At 63.3% G+C, this 16,133-nt stretch carries 15 protein-coding genes and 4 pseudogenes; 17 read left to right on the forward strand and 2 right to left on the reverse strand.

Features of this window, described 5'->3' with window-relative positions:
• The first annotated feature begins 9 nt into the window (after positions 1–9).
• The 6 genes and pseudogenes from rsxC (at position 10) to gloA (ending at position 6,409) form a co-directional block, all read left to right on the forward strand.
• Positions 10–2,724, forward strand: a pseudogene (gene rsxC, locus ACF2JD_RS01545) (electron transport complex subunit RsxC).
• 11 nt (positions 2,725–2,735) lie between these two features.
• Positions 2,736–3,818: an electron transport complex subunit RsxD gene (gene rsxD / locus ACF2JD_RS01550; RefSeq protein ID WP_440986614.1), complete on the forward strand. Its 1,083-nt coding sequence runs from the start codon at positions 2,736–2,738 to the stop codon at positions 3,816–3,818.
• Positions 3,819–3,832: 14 nt separating this feature from the next.
• Positions 3,833–4,503 (forward strand): annotated as a pseudogene (gene rsxG, locus ACF2JD_RS01555) (electron transport complex subunit RsxG).
• On the forward strand, positions 4,481–5,242 hold the full coding sequence (locus ACF2JD_RS01560) for an electron transport complex subunit RsxE (protein WP_440986615.1): 762 nt from the start codon (positions 4,481–4,483) through the stop codon (positions 5,240–5,242). The pseudogene rsxG and the gene ACF2JD_RS01560 overlap by 23 nt, the downstream one beginning before the upstream one ends.
• Before the next feature lie 13 nt (positions 5,243–5,255).
• Positions 5,256–5,897, forward strand: a complete 642-nt coding sequence (gene nth, locus ACF2JD_RS01565) for an endonuclease III (RefSeq protein ID WP_043129311.1) — start codon at positions 5,256–5,258, stop codon at positions 5,895–5,897.
• A 92-nt stretch (positions 5,898–5,989) separates the two neighbouring features.
• Complete coding sequence (gloA, locus tag ACF2JD_RS01570; RefSeq protein WP_440986616.1) at positions 5,990–6,409, forward strand: lactoylglutathione lyase; 420 nt, start codon at positions 5,990–5,992, stop codon at positions 6,407–6,409.
• Here the strand turns inward: gloA and ACF2JD_RS01575 are convergent.
• Positions 6,394–7,182: a HAMP domain-containing protein gene (locus tag ACF2JD_RS01575; RefSeq protein WP_440986617.1), complete on the reverse strand. Its 789-nt coding sequence runs from the start codon at positions 7,180–7,182 to the stop codon at positions 6,394–6,396. The two genes, gloA and ACF2JD_RS01575, sit on opposite strands and share 16 nt — an antisense overlap.
• A gap of 107 nt (positions 7,183–7,289) precedes the next feature.
• Positions 7,290–7,520, reverse strand: a complete 231-nt coding sequence (locus tag ACF2JD_RS01580; RefSeq protein ID WP_440986618.1) for a hypothetical protein — start codon at positions 7,518–7,520, stop codon at positions 7,290–7,292.
• Between the two features lie 382 nt (positions 7,521–7,902).
• Here ACF2JD_RS01580 and ACF2JD_RS01585 point away from each other — a divergent pair, with 382 nt between their 5' ends.
• From ACF2JD_RS01585 to ACF2JD_RS01635, 11 genes and pseudogenes are all read left to right on the forward strand, one after another.
• Entirely contained in the window at positions 7,903–8,835 is a 933-nt protein-coding gene (locus tag ACF2JD_RS01585; protein WP_440986619.1) for a ZIP family metal transporter, read from the forward strand.
• 244 nt (positions 8,836–9,079) lie between these two features.
• A complete protein-coding gene (locus ACF2JD_RS01590) occupies positions 9,080–9,838 on the forward strand; it encodes a transporter substrate-binding domain-containing protein (protein WP_440986869.1) in 759 nt (252 codons plus the stop codon).
• Between the two features lie 109 nt (positions 9,839–9,947).
• Positions 9,948–10,640 (forward strand): 5'-methylthioadenosine/S-adenosylhomocysteine nucleosidase, encoded by a 693-nt coding sequence (gene mtnN, locus ACF2JD_RS01595; protein ID WP_111912465.1) that lies wholly within the window; start codon positions 9,948–9,950, stop codon positions 10,638–10,640.
• 26 nt (positions 10,641–10,666) lie between these two features.
• Positions 10,667–11,599, forward strand: coding sequence for a cobalamin biosynthesis protein (locus ACF2JD_RS01600; protein ID WP_440986870.1), 933 nt, complete (start codon positions 10,667–10,669; stop codon positions 11,597–11,599).
• Positions 11,592–12,431: a cobalamin-binding protein gene (locus ACF2JD_RS01605; protein WP_429163839.1), complete on the forward strand. Its 840-nt coding sequence runs from the start codon at positions 11,592–11,594 to the stop codon at positions 12,429–12,431. The genes ACF2JD_RS01600 and ACF2JD_RS01605 overlap by 8 nt, the downstream gene beginning before the upstream one ends.
• A 106-nt stretch (positions 12,432–12,537) precedes the next feature.
• Complete coding sequence (pseB, locus tag ACF2JD_RS01610) at positions 12,538–13,542, forward strand: UDP-N-acetylglucosamine 4,6-dehydratase (inverting) (protein WP_440986620.1); 1,005 nt, start codon at positions 12,538–12,540, stop codon at positions 13,540–13,542.
• Positions 13,539–13,925, forward strand: coding sequence for an aminotransferase class I/II-fold pyridoxal phosphate-dependent enzyme (locus ACF2JD_RS01615; protein ID WP_440986621.1), 387 nt, complete (start codon positions 13,539–13,541; stop codon positions 13,923–13,925). The genes pseB and ACF2JD_RS01615 overlap by 4 nt, the downstream gene beginning before the upstream one ends.
• 46 nt (positions 13,926–13,971) lie before the next feature.
• Positions 13,972–14,061, forward strand: a pseudogene (locus ACF2JD_RS01620) (DegT/DnrJ/EryC1/StrS family aminotransferase); the annotation flags it as partial.
• Between the two features lie 74 nt (positions 14,062–14,135).
• Positions 14,136–14,678 (forward strand): annotated as a pseudogene (locus tag ACF2JD_RS01625) (DegT/DnrJ/EryC1/StrS family aminotransferase); the annotation flags it as partial.
• Positions 14,669–15,232: an aldo/keto reductase gene (locus ACF2JD_RS01630; RefSeq protein WP_440986622.1), complete on the forward strand. Its 564-nt coding sequence runs from the start codon at positions 14,669–14,671 to the stop codon at positions 15,230–15,232. The pseudogene ACF2JD_RS01625 and the gene ACF2JD_RS01630, both read left to right, overlap by 10 nt.
• A 335-nt stretch (positions 15,233–15,567) precedes the next feature.
• Positions 15,568–16,110, forward strand: a complete 543-nt coding sequence (locus tag ACF2JD_RS01635) for a cytidylyltransferase domain-containing protein (protein ID WP_440986623.1) — start codon at positions 15,568–15,570, stop codon at positions 16,108–16,110.
• Positions 16,111–16,133: the final 23 nt, after the last annotated feature.

A 16,133-nucleotide genomic window follows, 5' to 3' on the forward strand; every position in this document is an offset into this window, starting at 1 on the left:
GGAGTAACCATGCAGCATCTGCTAGAACGCATCAAAGCCGGCACCCTCTGGGATTTTCACGGTGGCATTCATCCTCCCGAGAACAAGCACCAGTCCAGCCTGACCCCGGTCGTGGACGCGGGTCTGCCCCCCCAGCTCATCATACCGGTGCGCCAGCACGCGGGCCCGGCCGGCGAACTGCTGGTGCGGGTGGGTGACAGGGTCAAGAAGGGCCAGCCGCTGACCCGTCACGACAAGGGGCGCATAGTGCCGGTGCACGCCTCCACCTCGGGCACTGTCACCGCCATCGAACAGCACACGGTGGCGCACCCCTCGGGCCTTGACGATCTCTGCGTCATCCTGACCCCGGACGGGGAAGATGCCTGGTGCGAACGCCAGGCCCAACCCGACTACTGGAATCTGGAGCGGGGCGAACTGCTCGAGCGCATCCAGCAGGCGGGGGTCGCGGGGCTCGGCGGCGCCGTCTTCCCGACCCACAGCAAGCTCGATGGCCGCGGCCAGCTCACCGAGATCCTGATCGTCAACGGCCTGGAGTGCGAACCCTACATCACCACAGATGATCGCCTGATGCAGGAGTATGCCGACGAGATCATGGACGGCATACGGGTGCTCAAGCACCTGCTCAAGCCCAAGCTGACCCTGATCGGGGTGGAAGACAACAAGCCGGCGGCCATCGACGCCCTGGCCCGCCATGCCACAGACCCGGATGTGCTGGTCAAGTCGGTGCCGACCAAGTACCCCTCCGGCGGCGCCAAACAGACCATAGAGCTGCTCACCGGGCGCCAGGTACCCAAGGGGGGCCGGGCGGTCGACATGGGCATCATGGTGCTCAACGTCGCCACCGTCTTTGCCATCAAGCGCGCCATCATAGACGGCGAGCCGCTCATCTCGCGCATCGTCACCCTCACAGGGGATGCCTTCAAGCAGCCGGGCAATGCCTGGGTGCGGCTCGGCACGCCGGTGCGCTGGCTGCTGCAACGCTTCGAGTTGCAACCGGAGGCGGATCAGCGGGTCATCATGGGGGGCCCCATGATGGGCTTCACCCTGCCCCATGCCATGGTGCCCGTGGTCAAGGCCACCAACTGCCTGCTCTCCCCCACCCGCGCCGAGCTGCCGCCCCCCGGCCCCGAACAGGCCTGCATCCGTTGCAGCGCCTGTGCCGACGCCTGCCCCGCCAACCTGCTGCCCCAGGAGCTCTACTGGTACAGCCGGGTCAAGGAGTATGACAAGGCCGAGAAGCTCAACCTGTTTGACTGCATAGAGTGCGGGGCCTGCGCCTGGGTCTGCCCGAGCGAGATCCCCCTGGTGCAGTACTACAAGATTGCCAAGGATGACATCCGCGAAGTCCGTGCCGAGGCCGAGAAGGCGGAGCGCGCCAAGCAGCGCTTCGAGGCCAAGCAGGCCCGCTTCGAGCGGGACAAGGCCGCGCGGGAGGCTCGCCACGCCGAGGCCGCAGCCCAGCGTCGCCAGGCCATGGCCGCCGCAGGCGGGGAAGATCCGGTGGCAGCGGCTCTCTGGCCCGCATCAAGGCCAAGCAGGATGCCCCCATCACAGCCATTACCGCCACCGCCGAGGGCTTGCCCGACAACAGCGCCGTGATTGCCGCCCGCGAAGCCCGCAAACGGGAAGCGGAGGCGCGCCGCGCCGCCAAACTGGCGGAGAGCGCAAACAGCGACACAGCGGCCGCTGCGCCGCAATCCGCCGAAGCAGTTGACCCCGCCAGCGATCCCAAGAAAGCAGCCATCGCCGCCGCACTGGCGCGCGCCAAGGCCAAGAAAGCCGCTCAGGCAGGCGAGAGCGCCGAGCCTGTGACTGCCGAAGCCACTGCTGCGCCTGCGGTAGATGCTGATCAGCAAAAGGCAGAGGTTGATCCGAAAAAAGCGGCGATTGCCGCCGCCATTGCCCGTGCCAAAGCCAAAAAGGCCGAGGCGAATGGTGAACCGGTAAGCGCTGCCAAGGGCACGGCAGCCGAAGCAGACATCCAAAGTGATGCGCCCGTCGATCCCAAGAAAGCGGCTATCGCTGCAGCCATCGCTCGTGCCAAGGCCAAGAAGCTGGCCCAGCAGGGTGACAGCGCTGAGGGCGACCTGACCGCAAATGCTGGCACCAGCGAATCCGCTGCAACCCAAAGCGATGCGCCATCTGCGGCCAGCGAAGCAGTTGATCCCAAGAAAGCCGCTATCGCCGCTGCCATCGCCCGCGCCAAGGCCAAAAAGCTGGCCCAGCAGGGCGAAAGTGCCGGTGCTGAGGGTACGCAAGGTGAGCTATCAGCAAGCGCGGAGACCCGCGACATGGCGCTAGCCAAGAGCGAAGTAACCACCAGCCAAAGCGATACGGCTGCAAGCGAAGCGGTCGATCCCAAGAAGGCCGCTATCGCCGCAGCCATCGCCCGGGCCAAGGCCAAAAAGCTGGCCCAGCAGAGCGCAAGTACCAGTGCTGAGGTAGAAAGCGCTGGTACTCAGGTAGAGAGTGCCGGAACTGAGGGTGAGCGCGCACCGGCCGAGCCGATGCAAACCGATGCAGCCAGCAGTGAGCAACCACTTGCCGTCACTGCCGGCCTGAAGCGAGCGCCCTGCGGCTGATGCCCCGGTTGATCCGAAAAAAGCGGCCATTGCAGCCGCCGTGGCCCGCGCCAAGGCGAAGAAGCTGGCGGCCGAGGCAGCCAGAGCCGCAGAGACCGCCGCTGAAGATGTCCCGTCAGCCGACCGAACAACCACAAGGTAATCGACAGACTCATGTTCAATATTGCGACTGCGCCGTTTGCCCATAACCGCAAACAGACCCGAACCCTGATGCTGCTGGTGATCCTGGCCTGCGTGCCGGGCTTGCTGGCCCAGACCTGGTTCTTCGGCTGGGGCTCCTTTATCCAGATCCTGCTGGCGTTGGTGACCGCGCTGCTGTGCGAGGCGCTGGTGCTCAAGCTGCGGGGCCGCGCCATCAAGCCAGCCCTGATGGATGGCAGTGCGGCGCTCACCGCCGTGCTGATCGGCCTCTCCCTGCCCCCCTTGCTGCCCTGGTGGATGCTGGTACTCGGCACCGCCTTTGCCATCATCATCGCCAAGCACCTCTATGGCGGGCTCGGTCAGAACCTGTTCAACCCGGCCATGGTGGCCTATGTGCTGCTGCTGGTCTCCTTCCCGGTGCAGATGACCAGCTGGCTGCCGCCGGAGAGCGTGCGCGCCTACAGCCTCGGCTTTGGTGATGCGGCGTCGGTGATCTTCACCGGCTTTAGCCTCGACGGCTACAGCATGGCGCAGCTGAAGCAGGGGGTGGATGGGCTGACCATGGCGACTCCCCTCGATACCCTGAAAACCGGGCCTGACTCAGGGGCTCACCACCGGCGAGATCCCAGCGGCCCGCTGTTTGAGGGCTGGGGCGGCATCGGCTGGAGCTGGGTCAACCTTGGCTACCTGCTGGGCGGCCTGTTCCTGCTGCAGCAGAAGGTGATCAACTGGCGCATTCCCACCGCCATTCTCGGTGCCCTGCTGGCGGCCTCCACCATCGGCTATCTGGTGAGCCCGGATGCGACTGCCACCCCCATGTTCCACCTGTTCAGCGGCGCCACCATGCTGGGGGCCTTCTTCATCGCCACCGATCCGGTCAGCGCCTGCACCACGCCGCGCGGCCGACTGGTCTATGGCGTGCTGATCGGCGTGCTGGTCTACATCATTCGCCGCTTTGGCGGCTATCCGGATGCCTTCGCCTTTGCCGTGCTGCTGGCCAACCTGTGCGTACCCTTTATTGACAGCCTGACTCGCCCGAAAGTGTATGGAGCCCGTCCGCAAATGATGTTTCTGCCCTTTGACCATCACAGCTGACGGAGCCCAGGGACATGTTAAAGAGCATGCGCAAAAACGGCCTTATTCTGGCCCTGTTCGCCCTGGCCTGCACCGCCGTGGTGGTGCTGACCAACGAGCTGACCAAGGATAAAATCGCCCACCAGCAGCAGCTGGAGAAGCTGCAGACCCTCTCGGTATTGCTGCCGGAGGGGAGCTATGACAACGATCTGGTGGCCAGCTGCAAGCTGGTGACCAGCAGGAGTATCTGGGCAGCGATCAGCCGCATGCCGCTCTACACCGCCAGCAAAAATGGCGTGGTGACCGGCTATGCGCTGGAAACCGTCGCGCCGGACGGCTACAGCGGGGCAATCCGCATCGTGGCGGGCTTTGATGCCAAGGGCACCGTCACCGCCGTGCGGGTGCTCGCTCACAAGGAAACCCCGGGCCTTGGTGACAAGATCGAGCTGAAGAAATCGGACTGGATCAACAGCTTTGCCGGAAAATTCCTGACCCATGACAACGAGCCAGCTGGGCGGTGAAGAAAGATGGCGGCGAGTTCGATGCCTTTACCGGCGCCACCATCACCCCGCGAGCCGTGGTCAAGGCGGTGAAGAACCTGCTTAAACTGCAGCAGGAGCAACCCGAACTGCTGCAGCAACGCCCCGGCTTGTCCGGCGGCGAACTAACGGAGTCGAGCCATCATGAACCAGATGGAACAGATTGAAACGGGCGCAGCCCCGATCGCCGAGCTGGAAAGCCGCCGCGAAGAGCTCAAGGAGCTGATGCTACAGGGGCTGTGGAAGAACAACCCCTCCCTGGTGCAGGTGCTGGGGCTCTGCCCGACCCTGGCGGTCTCCTCCACCTTCACCAATGCCCTGGGGCTGGGTCTTGCGACCATGGTGGTGCTGATAAGCTCCAACCTGGCCATCTCCCTGGTGCGCAACTGGGTGCCCAAGGACATTCGCATCCCTGTCTACGTGATGATCATCGCGGCCCTGGTGACCAGCGTGCAGCTGTTGATGAACGCCTACACCTATGGCCTCTATCAGGCGCTCGGCATCTTCATCGCCCTCATCGTCACCAACTGCGTCATCATAGGCCGGGCCGAGGCCTATGCCTCCAAGAACCCGCCCCTGCTGGCGGCGATCGACGGCTTCATGATGGGGCTGGGCTTCACCCTGGTGCTGCTGGTGCTGGGGGGGCTTAGGGAGATCATCGGCATGGGCACCCTGTTCGACGGCGCCGATCTGCTGCTGGGGGACTGGGCCAAGTCCCTGCGCATCGAGCTGTTCCATGCCGATGCCAGCCTGCTGCTGGCCATTTTGCCGCCGGGGGGCTTCATCGGCCTGGGCCTGCTCATCGCCGGCAAGAATGCCATCAACGACTGGATGGGTCGCAAACAGGCCGCTACCGTAGCCCACTGCAACGTTGCCCCGGCCCGCGTCCGGGCGACCGAGCTATGATCGGACGCAAGGCATGAACAACCAAAAACGCAGAGAGATACTGGAGCGGTTGCGAGAGAACAACCCGCATCCCACCACTGAGCTCAACTTCACCACGCCGTTCGAGCTGCTGATCGCCGTGCTGCTGTCGGCCCAGGCGACCGATGTCAGCGTCAACAAGGCCACCGACAAGCTCTATCCAGTGGCCAATACCCCAGCCGCCATGCTGGCTCTCGGGGTGGACGGCGTGAAGGAGTACATCAAGACCATAGGCCTGTTCAACACCAAGGCCGAGAACGTCATCAAGACCTGCGCCATCTTGCTGGAGCGCCACGGCGGCGAGGTGCCGGAGAACCGCGAGGCACTGGAAGCCCTGCCCGGGGTCGGTCGCAAGACCGCCAACGTGGTGCTCAACACGGCATTTGGCTGGCCCACCATAGCCGTCGACACCCATATCTTCCGGGTGTCGAATCGCACCGGTTTCGCGGTGGGCAAGAACGTGGATCAGGTGGAGGAGAAGCTGCTCAAGGTGGTGCCCGCCGAGTTCAAGCTGGATGTGCACCACTGGCTCATCCTGCACGGGCGCTACACCTGCCTGGCGCGCAAGCCACGCTGCGGCTCCTGTATCATCGAAGACCTGTGCGAGTACAAAGAAAAGGTCTACCCGGAGAGCTGATCGACTGGGCAGCATGCAAACGGTGTACGCTCGTGACCGCCTCTCAACCTAGATTGAAAGCAGTACCAATCACCAACCCGGAGAATTGAGCAATGAGAATTCTGCATACCATGCTGCGCGTCGGCGACCTGCAACGCTCCATCGACTTCTACACCCGCGTGCTGGGCATGACACTGCTGCGCAAGAGCGAGAACAGCGAATACAAGTACACCCTGGCCTTCGTCGGCTACGGTGACGAGAAGGACGAGGCCGTCATCGAGCTCACCTACAACTGGGGCGTGAGCGAGTACGAGCTGGGCTCTGCCTACGGCCACATCGCCCTGGAAGCGGACGACATCTATGGCACCTGCGACGCCCTGCGCGCCGCCGGCGCCAAGATCACCCGCGAGCCGGGCCCGGTCAAGGGGGGCACCACCGTCATCGCCTTCGTGGAAGACCCGGACGGTTACAAGATTGAGCTGATCGCCAAGAAAGACACAGGAACCGGCCTCGGTCGTCAACTACCACGTTGATCTGCTGATTCGCGCTCCAGTTCGGTGACCAGGGTGCCCGCCTGTTCAATCTCCTCGGCAACCCGGGTAATGGACATCAGCGAGCTCTGCACATCCTGGTTGCCACGGCGTGCCAAGGTATTGGCGGAGCTGGCCGACTCGGACGCGGTCTCGGTGTTGCCTGCCACATCGGCCACCGTCGCCTTCATCTGGGCCATGGCGGTCGCCACCAGGGAGATCTCCTGCTGCTGGCTCTGGATCCCCTGGGCCGACTGCTCGGAGACGGCGCTCACCTCCTCGATGGCGGCCCCCAGCTGGGTCACGGCGGCAACCACCTCCTCGATGAGACCGCGCAGGTTGTCCTGCATCTTGAGGGAGGCACTGGCCAGCATGCCCAGTTCATCCTGCCCTATGTGCTGGCGATCCAGTCTGTGGGTCAAGTTCCCCTGCGCTATGGCGTTGGCCTGGGCGACCACGGCCTGCAGCGGCAGGCAGATCTGGCGCGTGAGGAACCAGGTCATCACCCCCATGAACAGCAGCAGGGCTCCGATGCTCACAGTGGCGAAGGTAGTCACCATGTTGACGCTGCCAAGCAGGCTGCCGCGGTTCTCCTGCACGAAGCCGAGGTTCACCTCCACCAGGGCGTTGACCCCTTGCTCCAGCTCGGTGTAGCTACCGTTGGATTGGAACAGCGCGTCCCTGGCCTGGGCCAGCTGACCCTGCACCAGCAGTTGATCCACCACATTGACCGAGCTCAGATAGCGTTGCCACTCCTGCTTGGCGCGGTTGAACACCTGGCGCTCATGGTCGGCACCGACGGTGGCCTCATAGGCACGAAAGGCCTGTCCACCTTGGCCACGCTCTCCTGGATACGGCCACGACGGGCCTGCAGTCGGCGGCGTCATCCACCATCAGCAGGGCAAACTGGGCACGGCGCACATAGGATACGTCGTAGAGCAGGTTTCGACCGACAGAGCACGCTCGGCAGGGTGGAGTCGGTAAAATTCAGCACGCGATCGCGCACGCCGCGCAATTCGCTGGAGAGAAAAATACCGAATATCACGTTGACGGCGGCAATGACCGCAAAAACCACGGCAATCTTTTTGCCGATAGACAGATTTTTGTAAAACATGATTGGCTGGTGATCCTCGACTGCTGACAAGCAGGTGCACAGTGGCGATCACATCCGTATGAAGCTGGTATCCCGGACTTTCCTGACGGGAGATGGAAGGTTGCGAAAGCGGGGGAAGGCGCGTTCGCGAGGCGCGCACTCTATCACAAAGCTGCCTACTCCTCACCAGCTTTCGTGTTGCAAAAAGCAAGTTGTTTTTCCGTACAACCCGACATTCATCACAAAATATTGAAGGCGACCAAATCATTTCAAATAGTTAACCGATAAATGCAATCGATGCAGTGACATGGACAAGGGGCCCAGCTCGCTGTAATGACCAACATAATCCGATGGCGCCTCGCCGTCCACGCCATCAATTTGCTGTAACAAGAGGCCCTGTTTCATGGATAACAGCTCGTATCTGCCCGCTTCCTCCTGGTCTGCCCAGCTGCGCGAACAACTGCGGACACGCCCGGTGATCGCCATCGGCCTCTTTATCGCGCTGGCAGCCGTGTTGTTGCTGCTGTTGCAGAGCCTCATCATGCTGGCGGCCGGTGACATCAGCCCCGGGGTGCGTTATGGCCTCATCGGCGGCGTCGCGGGGTTTGCCGCCACGGCGCTCGGCGCCCTGCCCGCCCTGTTCCTGCGATCTGTCCCCCAGCGGGTGGAAGACGCCATGCTGGGCTTTGCCGCCGGCATGATGCTGGCGGCCAGCGCCTTCTCCCTGCTGCTGCCTGGGCTGGAGGCGGCCGAGGGGATCACAGGGGACGGCTTTCTCGCCGCCGCCGTGGTGGTGGCCGGCATGACCCTGGGGGTCTTGCTGATGCTGGGGCTGGATCAGTTCACCCCCCACGAGCACGACAAGACGGGCCCCTGCGGCCCCGGCCACGAGAGCTGCTCCCGGGTCTGGCTGTTCGTGTTTGCCATCGCCCTGCACAACCTGCCGGAAGGCATGGCCATCGGGGTCAGCTTCTCCCAGGGGGACATGGCAGTGGGGCTGCCGCTCACCACCGCCATCGCCCTGCAGGACATCCCCGAGGGACTGGCGGTGGCGCTCGCCATGTCCGCCGCCGGCTTTCGTCCCTCGGTCGCCGTGCTGGTGGCCATCGGCAGCGGCCTGCTGGAACCGCTCGGCGCCCTGCTCGGGGTCGGGCTCGCCAGCGGCATGGCCATTGCCTACCCCATAGGTCTCGGGCTCGCGGCCGGAGCCATGTTGTTCGTGGTCTCCCACGAGGTGATCCCCGAGACCCACCGCAACGGTCACCAGACCCATGCCACCCTGGGCCTGATGGCCGGCTTTGCCCTGATGATGACGCTGGATACGGCCTTGGGTTGATATGGGCGCAAGAGGCCGGGGCAGGATGCAAGCCGTCTTTTCCCACTCAGTGATCCCCGAGCCAATCGCTACGGCCATCAGACCCATCTCCTACCGGGGCCGATGGCCAGCTTTGCTTTGATGATGACGCTGGATACAGCCTTGGGTTGATAACACGCTGATAAATAGCCTAATGTCTAGTTCCTTGCGTTCCTGATCCGGCTGATGATGGGTGCGCGCCCCCCCTATCGAGACCCTGCATGAGATGATCGTCCGGATGGCTCTGCTGCTTTGCCTGCTTGCCCCAGCCAGTGGGGCCGTCGGTGCCACCGAGGTGTACCACACGGCGGCGCAAGCCGATTCGGCCCCCAAGTACCTGACCCTGGCGGGAGGGAAAACAGGCGGGATCTGCGTCGATCTGTTCCGACGGATGGAGGCGCGGGAGCCGGCCCTGCGCATCGCGGGGGATCAGAGCACCTTGCCCCTCAAGCGCCTGGAGAAGAAGGTGCGGCACGGCCAGCTGGATTTCATCTGCGGCGTGGGGGACAGCCCGGAGCGGCGCAGCCAGTTCGTCTACCTGCAACCCGCCATCTTCACGGTGCGCTACCACCTGGCGGTACGCAGCGACGATCCGGTCGAGATACGCAGTTGGGAGGATGTCAGGGCACTCGGTCAGCAGGGGATCATCCTCATCAATCACGGCAGCGGCGCCATCGCACGGCTCCAGGCCATCGGCGGCCTCATCATCGACAGCGGCGGGATCGGCAGCAAGGCCAACTACGACAAGCTGCTGATGAAGCGGGGGCGCTTCGTCTACTACCGCTCCCCGGGGTTTGAATCCGATCTGCGCGAGCACGGGCTGGGGGAGCGGATCCGCATTCTCCCCACTGTGATGGAAGAGACCCCCTTCTACATACTGTTCCACCGCCGCACTACCCCAGAGCGGCTGGCGCTCTTTGCCAACACCTTGCAGCAGCTGGCCTCGAGCGGCGAGCTTGCCGCCCTGGTCGATCACTACCACTGACGCAGGAGATGCCCCGGCAGCCCCACAGGAATGCTCGGCGCCACCGCCAAGTTTTGTTATCATCCCCGCCAACTTTTCCGGCCCAGCGGCCACAGAGACGAGGTAGATGATGAAAGTAGGTATTATCGGCGCCATGGAGCAGGAAGTTGCCCTGCTGCGCAGCCAGCTGAGTGAACCCACCACCCTGCAACTGGGCGGCTGCGAGTTCTATCAGGGCCGTCTGGCCGGTAAAGAGGTGATCCTGACCCGCTCCGGCATCGGCAAGGTTGCCGCCAGCGTCGCCACCAGCCTGCTGCTGGAAAAATTTGCCCCCGACTGCGTCATCAACACCGGCTCCGCCGGCGGCTTCGCCCAGGATCTGCACATCGGAGACGTGGTCATCGCCAGCGAGATGCGTTTCCACGATGTGGACGTGACCGCCTTCGGTTACGAGATGGGCCAGATGGCCCAGCAGCCCGCCGCCTTCCCCTGCGATGACAAGCTCATCGCCCTGGCCCAGTCCTGCATCGCCGAGCAAGGCAAGCATCAGACCAAGGTCGGCCTCATCTGCACCGGTGATCAGTTTATGTGCAAGCCCGAGGCGATTGCGAAGGCCCGCGCCGACTTCCCGCAGATGCTGGCAGTCGAGATGGAAGGGGCCGCCATCGGCCAGGTATGCCACATGTTCAAGGTGCCCTATCTGGTGGTGCGCGCCATGTCCGACATCGCCGGCAAGGAGCAGGTGGAATCCTTCGATGCCTTCATCGAGGTGGCGGGTCAACACTCCGCCGAGGTGATCATGGCGCTGCTCGGCAAGCTGTGATCGATACCCTCTCCTGGGACGCCCTGATGACCGCCCTCGCCTCGACGACGGCGGCCATCATGGTGGGTGCCGCCCTGCTCGAGGCCCTGCTGCCCTGGCCTGCCCGTTTCAGGCCCGGCGCTACTGTGCCGCTGCTGACCCGCCTCGGCCACAAGGTGTATCGCCCGGACGGTTCCCCCAGTCAGCAACGCCAGGCGGGGCTGCTGGCCCTGCTGGTGGTCTGGGTGCCCTGCGCCGCCGGCCTCTGGGCGGTGCGCAATCTCTCCCTCTCCGAGCCCTTGTTCGACCTGCTGTTCCTGCTGCTGATGCTGGAATCACGCCCCCTGCGGGAACTCGCCCAGACGAGCCGCGCCCTGGCAACCCAGGAGACGCTGGTGGTGGCGAGGTTGCAGGCCGCGAGCTGGCTCAGGCGAGAGACGGGCGCCCTGTCGGTGATGGGATTGAACAAGGCGGTGAGCGAGACCTGCGTGCTACGCCTCGTCGGCCAGTGGGCCGGCCCCCTGCTGGGCTTTGCCCTCGCCGGGGTGCAAGGGGCCTTGCTCTGGCGTCTCGCCCAGCTGATGAATCAGGCCTGGAGCCCGAAACAGGCGGAGTTCGTCCACTTCGGCCGCGCCGCCAGTGCGCTCTATCAGGGGCTCTGCGCCCCCGCCATACTGCTGCTGGCACTCCCCCTCGCATTGACCCGGTTGCGCCAGCTTGGGAGCAAGCTGCGCCTTGCCCTGCGCTGGCCCTATCCGGCCATGGGCGGCCTGCTCAGCCTGCTGGCACAGATCACGGGTTGCCGCCTAGGGGGCCCCCGCTACTATCAGGGCCAGCTGGTACGCCTCCCGGTGTTTGACGAAGGCACCGAGCCCGACGCCACCCTGCCCCGGCGCCTGCTCCATCGCCTGCTGCTGATCGGCTGGGGCTGGCTCGGGCTCTCGCTGCTCCTGACCCTGATGACGCTTCGCCATGGTTAACCTTATCCCCCTTCGCGCCCTGTGCCTGTTGCTGTGCCTGCTCGGCTGGCCCCTGTCCGGTGCGGCAGCCACCCCGCAGCGCATCATCAGCCTCACCCCCCATCTGACCGAGCTGCTGTACGACATAGGGGCCGGGGATCGCATAGTCGCGACCGACGATGCCTCCGATTTCCCCCCCGAGGTGGCGCCCCTGCCCCGGGTCGCCAACTACCGCAGCATCAACCTGGAGGCCCTGCTGGCCCAGAAGCCGGATCTGGTGGTGGCCTGGCGCTCGGCCCAGTCCCGCATGCTGGCCCCCGTCGAGAAGCTCGGCATCCCCGTCTTCTACTCGGAGCCCACCGACTTTGCCTCCCTGGCCACAGAGATGCGCAGCCTGGGGCGCCTGCTCGGCACCCGGCAGAAAGCCGACCAGCAGGCCGACGCCTATCTGGCCAGGCTGGACGCGCTGAAACAGCGCTACGGCAAGCCCAAGCCGGTCTCGGTCTTCTATCAGCTCTGGTATCCGCCGCTGACCAGCGTCAATGACTCGACCTGGCCGGGCCACGCCATCAGGCTCTGTGGCGGCCGCAATATCATGGCGGATGCCAGCTCCCCCTACCCCCAGGTCGGGCTGGAGCAGGTGATCAAGGCCAACCCCACGCTCATCCTGGCTGGCAGCCGGGATCCTGCCGTGCTGGCCCACTGGCGCCAGTGGTCCATGCTGGATGCCGTCAAGCAGCAGCGGCTCCTCCTCATCAATCCCGATGAGCTGCACCGCTTCACCCCGCGAGCCCTCAATGCGGTGGAGCAGCTGTGTGAGGCCATCGCCCGCAGCAAGCCGCCATCGGCCTGAGACCCGGGCTTCACATCGGGCGAGCCCTCCGATGGCTCGCCACAAGATATGGCATAAAATATGCTTTCTATCCTGACAGATACTCACTCCATAACGGGACTATGACATGTTCAACGGAAAAACGATCCTGATCACCGGGGGTACCGGCTCCTTTGGCAAGAAGTTCATCGAGGCTGTCCTCTCCCTGTACACGCCGAGCCGTTTGATCGTCTATTCCCGTGATGAACTCAAGCAATTCGAGATGCAGCAGCGCTTCAACCATCCCTGCATGCGCTACTTCATCGGCGATGTACGCGATGCCGAGCGGCTCAACATGGCCATGCACGGCGTGGACTTCGTGGTCCATGCCGCCGCCCTCAAGCAGGTGCCGGCCGCCGAGTACAACCCCATGGAGTGCATCAAGACCAACGTCGGGGGCGCCGAAAACGTCATCAAGGCGGCGCTCAACAACGGGGTCGAGAAGGTGATCGCCCTCTCCACCGACAAGGCCGCCAACCCGGTCAACCTCTATGGCGCCACCAAGCTCTGCTCCGACAAGCTGTTCGTGGCCGCCAATAATATGGCGGGCAAGCACCCGACCATCTTCTCAGTGGTGCGCTACGGCAACGTGGTGGGGTCGCGCGGATCTGTGGTGCCCTTCTTCGACCGGTTGATCAAGGAGGGGGCTAGCCGCCTGCCCATCACCCATGGCGAGATGACCCGCTTCTGGCTCACCCTGCAGCAGGGGGTGGAGTTCGTGCTGACCAACTTTGCCCGCATGAAGGGGGGGGAAGTGTTCGTTCCCAAGATCCCGTCGGTGCGCATCACGGATCTCGCCAGCGCCATGGCCCCCGAGCTGCCCCAGGAGATCATCGGCATACGCCCGGGCGAGAAGCTCCACGAGGTGATGTGCCCGGCCGATGACTCCTACCATACCTATGAGTTCAATGACTATTACGTCATCGCCCCCAGCATCACCTTCACGAGTCGCAACAATGACTTCGCGATCAATGCCCTGGGGGAGCAGGCGACCCTGGTCGAGCCCGGCTTCGAATACAATTCCCTCAATAATCGCCATTTCCTGTCGATAGAGGAATTGAAAACGATGAACCAGCAGGTGCTAACCGAATGATCCCCTATGGACGCCAATCCATCACAGATGAAGATATCGATGCCGTCGTTGCCGTTCTGAAGTCGGACTATCTAACACAAGGTCAGATGGTCCCCGCCTTTGAGCAGGGACTGGCCGACTACTGCCGGGCCCCCCATGTGATCGCCTGCAACAACGGCACCACGGCCCTGCATCTCGCCTGCGCCGCGCTGGAACTGGGCGCGGACGACTGGGTCTGGGTCTCGGCCATCAGCTTCGTCGCCTCGGCCAACTGTGCCCGCTACTGCGGTGCCCAGGTGGATTTCGTCGACGTGGAACCCGAGACCGGCAACCTCTGCGTGGCGGCGCTGCGCGCGAAGCTGCAAGGCGTCCAGTGCTTACCCACACCCTGCCCAAAGCCCTGATTGCGGTGCATCTGGCCGGGCAGCCTTGCGATCTCGAGAGATCGGGGTGCTCTGTCGCCAGTACGGCGTTCTCATCGAGGATGCCTGCCATGCACTGGGTGCCCACTATCAGGGGTCACCTATCGGTAGTTGCCTTCACAGCGACATGACGGTCTTCAGCTTTGATCCGGTCAAGCCGATTACGACCGCAGAGGGAGCTCCGTCACCACCCGGGATCAGCGGCTGGCAGCCGATTGCGACTCTTATCGCAGCCACGGAATCACTCGTGATCCGCAACGCTGCTCATGCCCTCCCCCGGAGAGTGGTATTCCTCAGCAGCAACTGCTGGGCTTCAACTATCGCTTGACCGACATTCAGGCGGCACTAGGGCTTAGTCAGTTGAGCCGTCTTGATCAGTTCATTGCCCAGCGTCGTGAACTTGCCAGGCGATATGACGCGCTGTTATCCCCCTTGCCAGTCCAGCCGTTGCAGCAGAGTAATAACCGCCAGAGCGGTTATCACCTCTATGTCATTCAGGTAGCTGAACGCGATCAGGTGTTTGCCCGCCTGCGTGCTGCCGGCATTGGCGTCAACGTTCACTATATTCCTATCCCAGCCCAGCCCTACTACCGTGGGCTGGGACATGATCCAGCCGCCTATCCGGGCGCGCAAGCCTACTACCAGAGAGCAATCTCCCTCCCGCTGTTTCCGGCTCTGACACACTCAGAGCAGCAACAGGTCGTAGATGCGCTGGAGCAGGCACTATGCGGTTAGCCCTGGGCACAGTGCAATTCGGTCTGGATTACGGGATCAGCAATCACGACGGACAAGTCAGCGATGAGGAACTCGACGCGATCATTGCATTGGCTCGTCAAGCAGGTATCGATACCCTGGATACAGCGCAGGCCTATGGCAATGCCGAGCAGAGGCTGGGGCAAAGAGATACCACCGGCTTCACGCTAATCGACAAGCTGGCACCAGGGCTACCGCTCTCCGATGTTCAGGCCGCGATTAACAACAGTTTGCGTTTGCTGGGGCGAAAACGGCTCGATGGTTTGCTGCTGCACCGCAGCCAGGATGCCTCTCCAGCCATGTTCGAGTTACTCACCGATTTGCAGCAACAGGGCTCGATCGGCAAACTCGGGATATCCGTCTACTCCCCGGAGAGCTCGATACCTGGAGCGCAGCTGGCTATCCTCTGGAACTGGTACAATTACCTGCCAATTTGCTCGATCAACGCTTTTTGCGCACTGGCTGGCTCGACAAGCTGGCAGAAATGGGGTGTGAAATCCATGTTCGCTCGCTCTTTTTGCAGGGGCTGTTGCTGATGCAGCCGACACAGCGAGCTGACTATTTTCAGCGTTTCGCTACCGCACTTGAACGGTTTGACCACTGGCATCCCTCGATGGCCCCGCTTGGCAGAGCCCTCTCCATCATGACGGCCCTACCACAGGTAAGCCGCTTTGTTGTCGGTGTGTGCCATGCCCAGGAGCTGGCCGCTATCGTATCAGCCAGTCATTACATGCGCGGATCAGCAACGAGGCCGATATTGCCCCGCTGGCGTCTATAGAGCAGGGCCTTATCAACCCCGGACTCTGGAGAACACGATGATCTTGGGTATTCTGCAGGCCAGAACTGGTTCTTCAGCCGGCTGCCGGGCAAGGTGCTCAAGCCCCTGCTAGGCGCCCCCATGCTCGCCCGCCAGATTGAACGGCTCAAGCGCTCGGCCAGACTGGATCAGCTGGTGGTTGCCACCAGTGACCAGGCCGACGACCTGGCCATAGCGGCCCTCTGCGCAGAGCTGGATGTTCCCTGTTATCGCGGCCCCCTGAACGATGTGCTGCAGCGCTTTCATCTGGCGGCACAACCCTTTGGCCCCAGCCAGATTGTCAGGCTCACCGGCGACTGCCCCCTCGCGGATCCCGCCCTCATCGACGAGCTCATCGAGCTTCATCTGACCGGCGGCTATGACTACAGCAGCAACTGCTGGGATCCCAGCTACCCGGACGGACTGGATGCGGAGATCCTGAGCAGGAGCGACCCTCAACCTTGCTGGAAAAAGCCACACACCCCGGCCCAGCGCGAACATGTCACCTATTACGTTCGCTGTCATCCCGAGCAGTTTTCCATCGGGACACTGAGCCGCACCCTTCGCTGGCCCACCTGCGCTGGACCGTCGATGAGCCTGCCGATTTTGAACTGGTAGAGCGCATTTACCGCCGCTCTCTC

Source organism: Aeromonas ichthyocola, assembly GCF_046087985.1.
GTDB classification, from domain to species: Bacteria; Pseudomonadota; Gammaproteobacteria; order Enterobacterales; family Aeromonadaceae; genus Aeromonas; species Aeromonas rivipollensis.